Raw genomic sequence first — 14,496 nt, 5'->3', positions numbered from 1 at the left:
AATTATAGGTTTTTCTCAGAAAACCACTTTATTAAGATTTCATTAAATTCTTCAGGAACTTCCATCATTGCTGCATGTCCACAATTATCTACCCAGTATAAATCTGAATTAGATAAAAGATCATGGAATTCATCGGCTACTTCTGGTGGAGTTACCGTATCATTTTTACCCCAAATTAAACAAGTTGGAACATTGATATTTGGTAAATCTTTAGCCATATTATGACGTATCGCACTTTTAGCAATTGCTAAGGTTTTGATTACTTTATTTCTATCGTTTACAGTACTAAAAACTTCATCAACGATTTCTTTTGTAGCAGTTTCTGGTTTAAAGAATACGTCTTGTACTTTTTCCTTGATAAAATCATAATCACCTCTTCTTGGATAAGTATCTCCCATAGAGTTTTCATACAATCCAGAACTTCCTGTAAGTACTAGAGCTTTAACGTTTTCTTGATAAAGCTTCGCATAGTATAATGCAACATGTCCTCCAAGAGAATTTCCTAGAAGTATTACATTTTCTAATTGTTTATGCTTGATAAATTCATTAAGATATTTTGCTAAATTTTTAACATTTGTCTTAATAAGAGGTAAATCATATATTGGTAATTCTGGTACTAAAATTTTATATCCTTTTGTAGGAAAATAATCTAAAATTCCACTAAAATTACTTAATGTTCCCATCAAACCATGTAGAACAACAATAGGTTGTCCCTCACCAACTTCTATATAATTGAATTTATCTTCTTTTATAAGTTTATAACTCATCAATATTCGGGTTTAAAGCAAGCACAAATATAGTTTTTTTATAATAAAATCATATTTTTTTGACACTATATATAGAATCCCTTGAAATTAAGTTTTAAAAAATTGTTTTTCAAGTTTTTAACTAAATATTAGAAAAAACTCATAAAAGTTATCAACAAAGTGTTTTAATGTGGGAAAAAGTGGTAAATTATTGTTACTTTTGATGATTAATAGTACTATTGTGGATGTTGAATCTAATTGGGACATATGAGGCTAAAATGGATGCAAAAGGAAGAGTAATGCTATCCTCTCCATTGAAGAAGCAGTTGGAGACTGTTTTGCATGAAGGTTTTGTTCTGAAAAGATCTGTGTTTCAGCCATGTTTGGAGCTTTATCCAATGGCAGAATGGAACCTGATGATGTCTAAAATTAATAAGCTAAATCGTTTTGTGAAGAAGAATAATGACTTTATTCGAAGCTTTACAGCAGGAGTGAAAATGATTGAATTGGATAGTTCTGGTAGGTTGCTTATTCCGAAAGATTTACAACAATATTCTGGAATCACGAAAGAAATAGTGCAAGCATCGGCGATTAATATCATTGAGATTTGGTCTAAGGATGCGTATGAAAAAACAATTGAAAATACTGTAGATGACTTTGCTTTATTAGCAGAAGAAGTCATGGGAAACTTAAATAATATTGAAGATGGAATATCATAACCCTGTGTTGTTGAAAGAAAGTGTAGATGGATTGGATATCAAACCAGATGGAACGTATGTAGATGTTACATTTGGAGGAGGAGGACACTCAAGAGAAATTTTGAGTAGACTTGGAGAAAATGGGAAATTATTCGCTTTTGATCAGGATGAAGATGCACAGAGAAATATTATTGACGATCCAAGATTTACTTTAATTCCTCAAAACTTTAGATTCATAAGTCGTTATTTACGATTTTATGGTGTACAAAAAGTGGATGGAATTTTAGGAGATTTAGGAGTTTCATCACATCAGTTTGATGCTGCAGAAAGAGGTTTCTCTACGAGGTTTGATGGAGAGCTAGATATGCGAATGAACCAAAGTGATGGTCTTTCGGCATATGAGATTGTAAATAACTACGAAGAAAGTGAAATAGCAAATATTTTATTTCAATATGGAGAGTTAAGAAATTCTAGAGCAATTGCAAGTAGAATTGTAGAAGTTCGTGAAGATTCGCCAATCAAGACGAGTTTTCAGTTAAAAGAAGCTTTGAAACAATTTTTACCTGAATCAAAAGCGCATAAAATTTTAGCTCAAATTTATCAAGCGATTCGTATCGAAGTAAATCAAGAGTTGGAAGTTTTAAAAGAATTTTTATTACAAACTACTGATTTATTAGAAAAAAATGGAAGATTAAGTGTGATTTCTTACCATTCTTTAGAAGATCGTTTGGTGAAAAGATTTATTAGAAATGGAATGTTTGATGGGGAACCAGAAAAAGATTTTTTCGGAAATGTAAGTGTTCCTTTCAAAAAAGTTGGAAAAATGATTATTCCAACAAATGAAGAAATAAAACAAAACAACAGAGCTCGAAGCGCCAAATTAAGAATCGCAAAACGTATTTAATTATGATGCAATTATTAAAACAAAAAATTTATGATTTCTTAAAGGTAAAGTTTCTTGTAAGTAAAGATTCTATCAGAAATTGGCAAATTATTGTTTTTGTAGTTCTATTGTTTTTAATAATGATTGGAAGTTCTCATAAGGCAGATCAAAAGATAATGACAATTAATAACCTCAATAAAGAGTTGTTAAAGTTGAGAGCAGAGTATGTAGATAACCGTTCGAAAGTTGTAAAACTAAAACTCGAATCTACCATCAGAGAAAAAGTATCAGAAAAAGGTTTGCATCCTTTAGGACATCCACCAAAAAAAATAAAAGTAATAACTAAAGAAGATTAGTATTGGTTGAGAAAAAGTACATATTGAAACGACTTTACATCATATTTACATTGATGTTAGTATTCTTTGTGTCTATTATTTTTAAAATTTTCAATATTCAATTTAGTGAAGGAGATAAATATCGAAGTCTATCTGCAAATGAAGTAAAACGAGATACAATTCATGCAAATAGAGGGAATGTTTATGCCGAAGACGGAAGTTTGTTAGCAACATCTGTTACTAAATATGAAATTCGAATGGACGCTGCTTCACCAAATATTTCGGATGATTTATTTAAAAAAAATATAGATTCTCTTTCTATCGAGTTGGCCAAAATGTTAGGAAATACTCCAAAACATTTTAAAAATAAAATAAAAAGAGCTCGAAAAAATAAAAATAGATATCTATTTATCGCAAGAGGTTTGGGATATAATGATTATTTGAAAATGAAAAGTTTTCCAATTTTTAGAAGAGGACTTCATCGTGGTGGATTTATTGCAGAACAAAGTACTGTAAGAGAACATCCACTAGGAAAAGTTGCAGAGCGAACAATTGGATATGATGATTATAGAGGGAGAGTTGGAATTGAGGGTGCGTTTAGTAAGTATTTAAAAGGTACTTCTGGATGGAGAATGAAGCAGAAAATCGCAAAAGATTTATATAAGCCTATCAATGATGACAATGAAGTAGAACCAAAAGATGGACAAGATGTAGTTACAACTATCGATGTGAATATTCAAGACATTGCAAGTACTGCGCTTATGGAGCAGATGCATAAATTTGAGGCAGAACATGGCTCAGTTGTTGTAATGGAAACCAAAACAGGGGAAATTAAAGCAATTTCGAATCTTGCAAGAACATCTAAAGGGAACTATTACGAGAAAAGAAATTATGCAGTTTATGAATCTCATGAACCAGGATCAACATTTAAGTTGATGAGTTTGGTAGTTGCTTTGGAGGATCAAGTAATTGATACAGGACAAGTGGTAAACACTGGGAATGGAGTTTATAAAGTATATAATAGCAATGTGATTGATTCGCATGCAGGAGGTTTTGGTAAAATTTCGGTTGCCAAAACCTTTGAAGTTTCATCGAATATTGGAATTGTAAAAGTTATTCAAGAACATTATAAAAATAATCCAAAGAAATTTGTAGATGGATTAACTAAAATGCGATTGGATAAACAGATTGGACTTGAAATAAAAGGAGAAGGAAAACCAAAAATCAGAAAACCATCTGATAAAGATTGGTCAAGAATTTCATTACAATGGATGGCTTGGGGATATGGAGTTTCACTTACTCCACTTCAAACATTAACCTTTTATAATGCAATTGCGAATAATGGTGAAATGGTAAAACCCCAATTCATCAAAGAATTACGTGATCAAAATGCCGTGGTAGAAACTTTTGATAGAACTGTATTGGAAGATGAAATTTGTTCACAGGAAACAATTGATAAAGTAAAAGTCATGATGGAAAACGTTGTGAAACGTGGAACAGCAAAAAATATTTATACTTCAAATTTTTCTATGGCTGGGAAAACTGGAACTGCTAAAAAGTGGATTCCAATTGAAAGAGATGCAAATGGAAAAAAGATTGGAGGAGGATATTATTCAAACCAAAAATATATTTCATCGTTTGTAGGTTATTTTCCTGCAGATGAGCCTAAATATTCTTGTATTGTAGTAATTCATGAGCCTTTAAAATCAAAAGGATATTATGGTGCTACAGTAGCTGCGCCTGTTTTTAAGAAAATTGCGCAAAAGATTTATACGGATACTCCTTCAGAAATTGAAATGGAGTCAGGAACGGTAAACTCTGAAAAACTAGACAATAAGTTTGAGAAGTATTTTGAAGTTTCTGAAAAGTATATAACAATTGTACCTAATGTAGTTGGAATGCCAGGGATGGATGCAATTTCAATCTTAGAAAATTTAGGTTTAAATGTGAAGTATAAAGGGACTGGAGTCGTAAAGAAACAGTCTATTAAAAATGGAGAAAAAATAAAAAAGGGTAATACAATTTATTTGGATTTATTGTAGAATTAAAGGAATAAAGAATTGATCTAACAAAGGAAGTATGAAATTATTAAAAGACATATTATTAAATGTATCCATAGAAGAAATTCTAGGAAATATGGATACACCTATTAATAATATAACTTTTGATTCTAGAAAAGTTACAGAAAATGACATTTTTGTTGCAGTTAGAGGAACTATTGTTGATGGACATCGATATATAGAAAAAGCAATAGAATTGGGAGCTTCTGTGATTGTTTGTGAAGAAAAACCAAAGGAAACAAAAGATACTATTACCTATATAATTGTACAAAGTTCGACAAAAGCTTTAGCAAGAATGGCTTCCAATTTTTATGGAAATCCTTCGAAAGAGCTGAAGTTGGTTGGAATTACTGGTACAAATGGAAAAACAACAATTGCTACATTGTTGTATAATTTATTTGAAAAAGCTGGTTTCAAGACTGGACTTTTATCAACAGTTGTAAATAAAATACACGACGAAGATATAAATGCAACACACACAACTCCAGATTCTTTATCAATTAATTTTTTGATGAGAAAAATGGTGGATGCTGGTGTGACACATTGTTTTATGGAAGTGAGTTCTCATGGAATTCATCAAAATAGAACAGAAGCTTTAAATTTTGATGGAGCTGTTTTTACCAATCTAACACATGATCATTTAGATTATCACGAGACTTTTAAAGAATATCGTGATGTGAAGAAAATGTTGTTTGATAATTTATCTAAAGAAGCTTTTGCTTTGGTAAATATTGATGACAGAAATGGTTCAATCATGCTTCAAAATACAAAAGCGAATAAATATACATATGCTTTAAAAACAATGGCAGATTTCAAAGGAAAAGTTCTAGAAAATCAAATTTCTGGAATTTGTATTGAAATTAATAATATGCCAGTTTGGACAAGATTAATTGGATCTTTTAATGCATATAATTTATTAGCGATTTATGGAGTTGCACAACTTTTAGGTTTAGAGCAATTAAGAGCAATGGAACTTTTGAGTGAATTAGAAACAGTTTCTGGTCGTTTTCAATACCAGATTTCACCAAATGGAACGATTGCAATTATCGATTATGCACACACACCTGATGCTCTGAAAAATGTATTGGAAACAATTCATGATATCAAAGATGAAAGAGCAAATGTGATTACCGTTGTTGGTTGTGGAGGAGATCGTGATGCTGAAAAACGTCCAAAAATGGGACAAATTGCTTCTAATTTGAGTGATCAGGTAGTTTTTACTTCTGATAATCCAAGAACTGAAGATGAAATTCAGATTTTAAATCAAATTATTGCGGGAGTTTTACCAGAAAATAAACCAAAAGTAGTTTCGATTCCAGATAGGGAACAAGCAATTCGAATGGCGATTAAATTGGCTGATAAATCGGATATCGTTTTAGTAGCAGGAAAAGGACATGAAACATATCAAGAGATAAACGGAATAAGAAACAATTTTGATGATTATCAAGTTGTAGAAAAAATATTTTTAGAACAAGTTAAAATTTAGAGAAGAAAGAATGCTTTATTATTTATTTGAATATTTAGACAAACATTATCAACTGACGGGAGCAGGAGTGTTTCAATATTTGACATTCCGTTCTGCGATGGCATTTGTTTTCTCAATTTTGATTTCGACAATTTTCGGAAAGAGAATTATTAACTTTTTACGAAAACAACAAATTGGAGAATCTGTAAGAGATTTAGGATTAACAGGACAAGTAGAAAAAGCTGGAACTCCAACAATGGGAGGAATAATTATTATTCTAGCAACATTAATTCCTGTTTTATTATTTAATAAACTAGATAATATTTACATCATTATTTTGATTATTACCACAGTTTGGATGGGAGCAATTGGATTTATTGATGATTATATAAAAGTCTTTAAAAAAGATAAAGAAGGATTAAAAGGACGTTTTAAAGTTCTTGGTCAAGTTGGTTTAGGTTTAATAGTAGGAGGAATGTTATATTTCAATCCACATGTTACTATTAAAGAAAAATTACCAAAAGAAGAAGTAGCTCAAATTGAACAAACAGATCAAACACACGATGCTACAAAAGTTTTTGGAGAGGCACATAAATCGATGAAAACTACAATACCATTCTTAAAAAATAATGAGTTGGATTATAGTTCAATTTTAGGTTCTATTAGCGATAATTTACGTCAATATTCTTGGTTAATTTTTATTCCTTTAGTGATTTTTATTATCACAGCAGTTTCCAATGGAGCAAATCTGACCGATGGGATTGATGGATTAGCAGCAGGTTCTTCCGCCATAATTGTAGCTACTTTAGGAATCTTTGCATGGGTTTCAGGAAATATTGTTTTCTCTGATTATCTGAATGTAATGTATATTCCAAACTCTGGAGAAATGACTGTATTTATCAGTGCAATGACTGGTGGTTTGGTTGGATTCTTATGGTATAATACTTATCCAGCACAAGTTTTTATGGGAGATACAGGAAGTTTGACTATTGGAGGAATAATAGCAGTTTTAGCAATTGCAGTAAGAAAAGAATTATTGATTCCAGTGTTAGCAGGAATTTTCTTAATTGAAAATTTATCTGTTGTAATGCAAGTAAGCTTTTTTAAATATACGAAGAAGAAATACGGAGAAGGGCGAAGAATATTTAAAATGGCGCCACTGCATCACCATTATCAAAAACTTGGTTATCATGAAAGTAAAATTGTAAACAGATTCTGGATTATCGGAATTATGTTGGCAGTGATTACAATTGTTACATTGAAGTTGAGATAAGATGAAATTAGTCGTTTTAGGTGCAGGAGAAAGTGGTGTTGGAACAGCATTACTTGCAAAAAGTAAAGGATTTGAAGTTTTTGTTTCAGACAAAAGTGAAATAAAGGAAAAATATAAAAAAGTTCTTTTAGATAATGAGATTCCATTTGAAGAAAAAAAACATTCTTTAGAAAAGATTTTTCAAGCTGATGAAGTAATGAAAAGTCCAGGGATTCCTGATAAAATTTCTTTGATTCAAGAATTAAAAGAAAAAGGAATTCCAGTGATTTCTGAGATTGAATTTGCTGTAAAATATACAGATGCAAAAATTGTAGGTATTACAGGTTCAAATGGAAAAACAACAACAACTTTGCTTACGCATCATATACTTAAAAAAGGAAATTTAAATATTGGTATTGCAGGAAATATCGGAGATAGTTTTGCAGCTAGTGTTTTAAAAGATTCTTTTGAAAGTTATGTTTTAGAATTAAGTAGTTTTCAGTTGGATGGTATTGAGAAATTTCGACCAAAAGTTGCGATTATTACCAATATTACTCCAGATCATTTAGATCGATATGATTATAAAATGGAAAACTATGTTGCTTCAAAGTTTCGAATTACAATGAATCAGACAGAAGAAGATTATCTGATTTATGATGCAGATGATCCTGTGATTCAAAATTGGTTGGAAAATAATGAAGTAAAAGCTCAGTTGTTACCTTTTTCAGTTTCAAGAAAATTAGATAAAGGAGCATATCTAGACGGCGATAATTTAGTATTAAACATAAATACAGAAACTTTTACTATGGGAATAGCAGCATTAGCAATACAAGGTAAGCATAACATGAAGAATGCAATGGCAGCCGGAATGACAGCGCAGCTATTTAAAGTAGAAAATGAAATAATTCGCGAAAGTTTAGAAGATTTTGAAGGAGCAGAACATCGTTTGGAATCTGTTTTAAAAATTTGTGGAGTACAATATATAAATGATTCTAAAGCAACAAATGTAAATGCAACATATTATGCTTTAGAAAGTATGAATAAACCAACAGTTTGGATTGTTGGAGGAGTTGATAAAGGAAATGATTATATGGAGTTAATGCCATTAGTCAGAGAAAAAGTAAAAGCTATTATATGTCTTGGAGTTGATAATCAAAAGATCATTGACACTTTTGGAAATGTAATAGAAACGATAGAAGAATCGTTAAGTGCAGAGGAAGCTGTTCGAAAAGCATATCGAATTGCAGAAAAAGGAGACGCTGTTTTATTATCTCCAGCTTGTGCAAGTTTTGATTTGTTTTCAAGCTACGAAGATCGAGGAACACAATTTAAAAATGCAGTTAGAGAATTGTAAGTTTTATGAAGGAATTATTAAAACACTTAAAAGGAGATAGAGTTATTTGGGCTGTAGTTGCGACATTAGCGATTTTTTCGTTTATGCCAATTTATAGTGCAAGTACTAATTTAGTTTATGTTGTAGGAAATGGAACGACGACGGGACATTTGCTTAAACATGCCTTTTTATTGTTTTTTGGTTTCGGAATAATCTATTTTGTACATAAAATTCCATATCGATATTTCAGTGGAGGATCTATTTTGATGCTTTATATTGTAATTCCATTGTTAGTCTATACTTTGCTGCAAGGAACAACAATAGGTGGAGCAAATGCAAGTAGATGGGTGCGGATACCAATAGTGAATTTTACTTTTCAGCCTTCTACATTGGCAAGTGTAGTTTTAATGATTTATGTAGCAAGATATTTAGCCCAAAGAAAGAATGAAGATATTGATTTTAAAGAAAGTATTTGGAAGCTTTGGGTGCCAGTTGCTGTAGTTTTAGCATTAATATTGCCAGCAAACTTTTCAACAACAGCTATTTTGTTTGTAATGGTACTTTTAGTTTGTTTTATAGGAGGTTATCCTTGGAAATATTTACTAGGTATTTTAGGCTCAGGAATCGTTGTTTTAATGGTTTTTGTTTTAACTTTTAAAGCATTTCCAGAAATTGCACCAAACCGTGTGGATACATGGATTAAACGTGTTGAGAACTTTTTTTCAGGAGAAACAGAAAGTAATTATCAAGTAGAAAAAGCAAAAGAAGCAATTGTAAGTGGAGGAGTAACAGGAAGAGGTTTTGGAAAAAGTGTTTTGAAAAATTTTATGCCACAATCTACTTCAGATTTTATTTTTCCAATTATTGTAGAAGAAGCAGGACTTATAGGAGCTTTTGTTATTGTTACATTATATTTCCTATTGTTAGTTAGAATTATAATTGTAGCACAAAAAGCATCGACCATTTTTGCAACTCTAGTTGTAGTTGGAGTCGGTCTCCCCATAGTTTTTCAAGCTATGGTAAATATGGGAGTTGCTGTAAATCTTGTACCAGTTACAGGACAGACACTACCATTGATTAGTAGTGGAGGAACTTCGATTTGGATGACTTGTATTGCACTTGGAATTGTTCTTAGTGTAAGTGCAGCTAGAGATGAAGAAACTTCAGAAGATTTTGAAGAAATAGAAGAAAAAGATAATAAAAATTTATACGATAATCCTTTACAAATATTGAATGAAAAAATCGGTTAACATATTACTGAGTGGAGGTGGAACAGGTGGACATATTTATCCAGCAATTGCGATAGCGAATGAAATTAAAGAACGTTATCCGGATGCAAATTTTTTATTTGTTGGAGCAAGTGACCGAATGGAAATGGAAAAAGTTCCACAAGCAGGTTACGAGATTAAAGGATTATGGATTTCTGGAATACAAAGAAGTTTGTCTTTAAAAAATTTAATGTTTCCTTTTAAGTTAGTTTCAAGTATTATGAAAGCTAAAGGAATTATTAGAAAATTTAAACCAGATGTAGTTATTGGAACAGGAGGGTTTGCTAGTGGGCCAACTTTACAAGTTGCAAGCGGAAAGGGAATTCCTACTTTAATTCAAGAACAAAACTCATTTCCAGGGATTACAAATAAGCTTTTATCTAAAAAAGTAGATAAAATATGTGTTGCATATGACAATTTAGATAGGTTTTTTCCAAAAAATAAAATAATAAAAACAGGAAACCCTGTAAGGAATGACTTACTAAATGTGTCAGAATACAGAAATAAGGCTTTAGAACGTTTTAATTTAGATAAAGAAAAGAAAACATTATTAATTCTAGGAGGAAGCTTAGGAGCAAGAAATGTAAATAAACTAATTGCTGAAAATATTGGTTGGCTTGTAGAAAGAGATATTCAAGTAATCTGGCAAACAGGAAAACTGTATTACGAGCAATATAAAAAGTATGATGAATTAGATGGAGTTCAAGTTCATGCTTTTCTAAATGAAATGAATTTGGTATATGCAGCTTCGGATTTTATAATCAGTCGAGCTGGTGCAAGTTCTATTTCAGAATTATGTTTAGTTGGAAAACCAACGATATTTATTCCATCACCGAATGTAGCAGAAGATCATCAAACGAAAAATGCACAAGCAATTGTTGATCATAATGGCGCAATAATGATTAAAGAATCTGAGTTAGATTCTTTTCAGTTGGTGTTTCAAAGTTTAATTTCAGATAATTCTTATCAAAAAGTTTTAGCTGAAAATATTAAAAAACTTGCTTTACCAAATGCGACGAAAGATATAGTAAACGAAATAGAATTATTATTAAATTGAATTTAACTAGAATACATACAATTTATTTTATTGGTATCGGAGGAATCGGTATGAGTTCGCTTGCACGTTATTTTAAGAATAACAATAAGCTTGTGGCAGGATATGACAGAACTTCGACGCCTATTACAAATGCTTTACAACAAACAGGAATAACAATCAATTTTGAAGATAGATTGGATGTGATTCCTGCAGAATTTTTGGAACCTGCAACTACTTTAGTAGTGTATACGCCAGCGATTCCAAAAGATCATAAACAGTTTAATTATTTTAAAGAAAATGGATTCCATATTTTAAAAAGAGCAGAAGTTCTTGGAGAAATTACGAGAGATTCACTTTGTTTAGCTGTTGCTGGAACACATGGGAAGACGACTACATCAACAATGTTAGGGCATATTTTACATGATAACGGAATTAATGCAACGGCATTTTTAGGAGGGATTTCGGAGAATTATAATTCGAATTTAATTCTAGGTGGAGATGAGATTTCTGTAGTAGAAGCTGATGAATTTGATCGCTCATTTATGAAGCTTTTTCCAGATGTAGCCTGTATTACTTCTATGGATGCAGATCATTTGGATATTTATGGAAATAAAGAGGAATTAGAAAGTACATTTGTGGATTTTTCAAATAATGTTAAAAGAGCATTATTTGTGGAAGAAAGTTTACTAATTGAGGGAATAAAATACGGATTTTCAGAAAATGCAAAATATAGGGCTATAAATTTGCAAATTCGTAATGGAGTTTATACTTTTGACCTTGTATCCCCAAATACTACATTTTACGATATTGAGTTACCTTTGCCAGGAATGCATAATGTGAAAAATGCATTGGCTGCTATTGCAATGGCGAGTGAATATGGAGTATCAATTGAAAAAATTGCAGCATCTTTAAAGAGATTTAAAGGAATTCAACGAAGGTTTTCATATAAAATTAATACGGAGAATTTTGTTCTGATAGATGATTACGCACATCATCCAACAGAAATAAATGCTGTAATTGACACAGCTAGAGAGATGTATCCTGGAAAGAAGGTGTTAGGTGTTTTTCAGCCACACTTATTTTCTAGAACTCTTGATTTTGCTGATGATTTTGCAGAAAGTTTGTCTAAATTTGACGAATTAATATTGTTAGATATTTACCCAGCAAGAGAGTTACCTATTGAAGGTGTAAACTCTAGCTGGCTTTTAGATAAAGTTACTTTAGATTCTAAGAAATTAGGAACTAAAGAAAACGTATATACAGATATCAAAGAATCCGATGCTGAAGTTGTATTGATGCTAGGAGCTGGAGATATTGGAGAAGTGATAAAGGAAGTTCAAAGTAAATTTGAAAATGAAGGTTAGTCATATTAAAACATTAATGTTGATCGTTTTTATAACGTTTCTTTATGGTTTTGCAACTATAAGAAATGCTAGAAGAACGATTACAGATGTTTCTGTTGAATTTGAAAAAGGTGAAAACTTTTTCTTAACTTCAGAAAATGTGATTGAAATTTTAAAGGAAAAACGAGTTGATATTAAAAATCAATTGAAAAGTAAAATTGACGTTAAGTCATTGGAAGAAAAAGTAAATAATCATCCGATGATTGAAAGTGCTGATATTTATGTTTCCGTTGATGGAAAATTACACTCGAAAATAAAACAAAGAGAACCGATAGGTAGAGTTCAAACAAAAAAAGAGGTGTTTTATATAGATCAATTAGGAGAAAAAATGCCACTTTCTAAAAATTACTCTGCAAGAGTACCTTTGTTTTCTGGAGATATAAGAGAAAATAATTTAGAAGAAGTACATAGATTATTGAATTTTATAAAGAAAGATGCTTTTTTAGAAAAGCAGGTAATTGCAGTTACTAGAACAAATAAAAACGAATATTATTTAAAACTAAGAATTGCAAACCAAAAAGTTTTATTGGGAACAATAGAAAATCTAGAGAGTAAGATTAATAATTTAAAAGCATTATATAAAGATCTTATCGCTCAGAATAAAGAGAATAAATATAAGTTGTTGAATTTAAAGTACAGCAATCAAGTTGTCTGTGTAAAGAATTAAAATATGGAGTACAATGACGTTTCGGTTGGATTAGATATTGGTACGACGAAGATTGTAGCGATAATTGGCCGTAAAAACGAATACGGAAAAATTGAATTGCTGGGTCTTGGTAAAGCTCCAAGTCGTGGTGTACATAGAGGTGTGGTAAATAATATTACACAAACTATTGAATCCATACAAAAAGCAATTGATGAAGCTGTTGCCTCTTCTGGTATACAGATTCATGAAGCTATTGTTGGTATTGCAGGACAACATATTAGAAGTTTACAGCACAGTGATTATATTACAAGACAGAAATCAGATAAAGTTATTGATGATGAAGATATTGATTTGTTAATTAATCAAGTATATAAACTTGTAATGTTACCAGGGGAAGAAATCATTCACGTACTTCCTCAAGAATATAAAGTAGATGGTCAAGCAGAAATCAAAGAACCTAGAGGTATGTTTGGTGGACGTTTAGAAGCTAATTTTCATGTTGTAATCGGACAAGTTTCATCTATTAGAAATATTGGTAGATGTATCAAAAATGCAGGTTTAGAGCTTTCAGGAGTTACTCTTGAGCCTCTAGCTTCTGCTGATGCTGTTTTAAGTCAAGAAGAAAAAGAAGCTGGAGTTGCTCTTATCGATATAGGTGGAGGAACTACAGATTTAGCCATTTTTAAAGATGGAATTATTCGTCATACAGCAGTAATTCCTTTTGGAGGAAATGTAATTACAGAAGATATTAAGGAAGGTTGTTCTATCATAGAGAAACAAGCGGAATTATTAAAGATAAGATTTGGTTCAGCTTGGCCAGGAGAAAATAAAGACAATGAGATTGTTTCTATTCCAGGTTTAAGGGGAAGAGAGCCAAGAGAGATTACACTAAAAAACTTGTCTAAAATTATTCATGCAAGAGTTGTAGAGATAATTGAGCAAGTATATTTAGAGATAAAAAACTATGGGCATGAAGAGCCTAAGAAAAAGTTAATAGCAGGTATTGTTTTAACAGGTGGAGGTTCACAATTGAAGCATGTGAAACAATTGGTAGAATATATTACAGGTATGGATACTAGAATTGGTTATCCTAATGAGCATTTAGCTGGAAACTCTAATGAAGGATTCTCAAGTCCAACTTATGCTACTGCTGTTGGTTTATTAATGAAAGGTTTGAGTTTAAAAAGTAAAAAACCACAAACAGTTGTTGAAGAACCAGAAGTAGAAGAACCAGAAATTCCAGAGCCAGAACCAGTAGAGGTACCAGTTGAAGAAACAATACCAGAACCAAAAGTTCAACGAGATAATAAAAAATCAATTCTTGAAAAATGGGCAGACAAGTTTCGAGAATTTTTAGATAACGCAGAATAA

The 14,496-nt window shown here is 31.3% G+C and carries 13 protein-coding genes; 12 read left to right on the top strand and 1 reads right to left on the bottom strand.

What is annotated here, in order from left to right; genetic code table 11:
* Positions 1-2 precede the first annotated feature (2 nt).
* Positions 3-767: an alpha/beta fold hydrolase gene (locus I0K12_RS02635; RefSeq protein ID WP_196885341.1), complete on the bottom strand. Its 765-nt coding sequence runs from the start codon at positions 765-767 to the stop codon at positions 3-5.
* 224 nt (positions 768-991) lie between these two features.
* Between I0K12_RS02635 and mraZ the strand changes: the two genes are divergently transcribed.
* From mraZ to ftsA, 12 genes are read left to right on the top strand one after another with little or no spacing between them, the layout of a single operon-like run.
* Complete coding sequence (gene mraZ / locus I0K12_RS02630) at positions 992-1,465, top strand: division/cell wall cluster transcriptional repressor MraZ (protein WP_196885340.1); 474 nt, start codon at positions 992-994, stop codon at positions 1,463-1,465.
* Positions 1,452-2,348, top strand: a complete 897-nt coding sequence (rsmH, locus tag I0K12_RS02625) for a 16S rRNA (cytosine(1402)-N(4))-methyltransferase RsmH (RefSeq protein ID WP_196885339.1) — start codon at positions 1,452-1,454, stop codon at positions 2,346-2,348. Before mraZ ends, rsmH begins: the two co-directional genes overlap by 14 nt.
* 2 nt (positions 2,349-2,350) lie before the next feature.
* The gene (locus I0K12_RS02620; protein ID WP_231372685.1) at positions 2,351-2,683 is read left to right on the top strand and encodes an FtsL-like putative cell division protein; all 333 of its coding nucleotides are present in this window, start codon (positions 2,351-2,353) and stop codon (positions 2,681-2,683) included.
* A 53-nt stretch (positions 2,684-2,736) separates the two neighbouring features.
* Positions 2,737-4,704, top strand: coding sequence for a penicillin-binding protein (locus tag I0K12_RS02615; protein ID WP_196885592.1), 1,968 nt, complete (start codon positions 2,737-2,739; stop codon positions 4,702-4,704).
* 37 nt (positions 4,705-4,741) lie between these two features.
* On the top strand, positions 4,742-6,208 hold the full coding sequence (locus I0K12_RS02610; protein ID WP_196885338.1) for a UDP-N-acetylmuramoyl-L-alanyl-D-glutamate--2,6-diaminopimelate ligase: 1,467 nt from the start codon (positions 4,742-4,744) through the stop codon (positions 6,206-6,208).
* 10 nt (positions 6,209-6,218) lie between these two features.
* The gene (gene mraY, locus I0K12_RS02605; protein WP_196885337.1) at positions 6,219-7,460 is read left to right on the top strand and encodes a phospho-N-acetylmuramoyl-pentapeptide-transferase; all 1,242 of its coding nucleotides are present in this window, start codon (positions 6,219-6,221) and stop codon (positions 7,458-7,460) included.
* 1 nt (position 7,461) lies between these two features.
* A complete protein-coding gene (gene murD / locus I0K12_RS02600) occupies positions 7,462-8,793 on the top strand; it encodes a UDP-N-acetylmuramoyl-L-alanine--D-glutamate ligase (RefSeq protein WP_196885336.1) in 1,332 nt (443 codons plus the stop codon).
* A 5-nt stretch (positions 8,794-8,798) separates the two neighbouring features.
* Positions 8,799-10,022 (top strand): FtsW/RodA/SpoVE family cell cycle protein, encoded by a 1,224-nt coding sequence (locus tag I0K12_RS02595; protein WP_196885335.1) that lies wholly within the window; start codon positions 8,799-8,801, stop codon positions 10,020-10,022.
* On the top strand, positions 10,006-11,097 hold the full coding sequence (gene murG / locus I0K12_RS02590) for an undecaprenyldiphospho-muramoylpentapeptide beta-N-acetylglucosaminyltransferase (RefSeq protein ID WP_196885334.1): 1,092 nt from the start codon (positions 10,006-10,008) through the stop codon (positions 11,095-11,097). Before I0K12_RS02595 ends, murG begins: the two co-directional genes overlap by 17 nt.
* Positions 11,094-12,440 (top strand): UDP-N-acetylmuramate--L-alanine ligase, encoded by a 1,347-nt coding sequence (gene murC / locus I0K12_RS02585; RefSeq protein WP_196885333.1) that lies wholly within the window; start codon positions 11,094-11,096, stop codon positions 12,438-12,440. Before murG ends, murC begins: the two co-directional genes overlap by 4 nt.
* A 16-nt stretch (positions 12,441-12,456) precedes the next feature.
* Positions 12,457-13,146: a cell division protein FtsQ/DivIB gene (locus tag I0K12_RS02580; RefSeq protein ID WP_196885332.1), complete on the top strand. Its 690-nt coding sequence runs from the start codon at positions 12,457-12,459 to the stop codon at positions 13,144-13,146.
* A gap of 3 nt (positions 13,147-13,149) precedes the next feature.
* Positions 13,150-14,496 carry a cell division protein FtsA gene (gene ftsA, locus I0K12_RS02575; RefSeq protein WP_196885331.1) on the top strand — a complete coding sequence of 449 codons (1,347 nt, stop codon included), beginning with the start codon at positions 13,150-13,152 and terminating at the stop codon, positions 14,494-14,496.

The organism is Aureivirga sp. CE67 (assembly GCF_015767245.1).
Taxonomy (GTDB): Bacteria; Bacteroidota; Bacteroidia; order Flavobacteriales; family Flavobacteriaceae; genus Aureivirga.
This window is presented reverse-complemented; position numbering and strand designations above follow the sequence as displayed.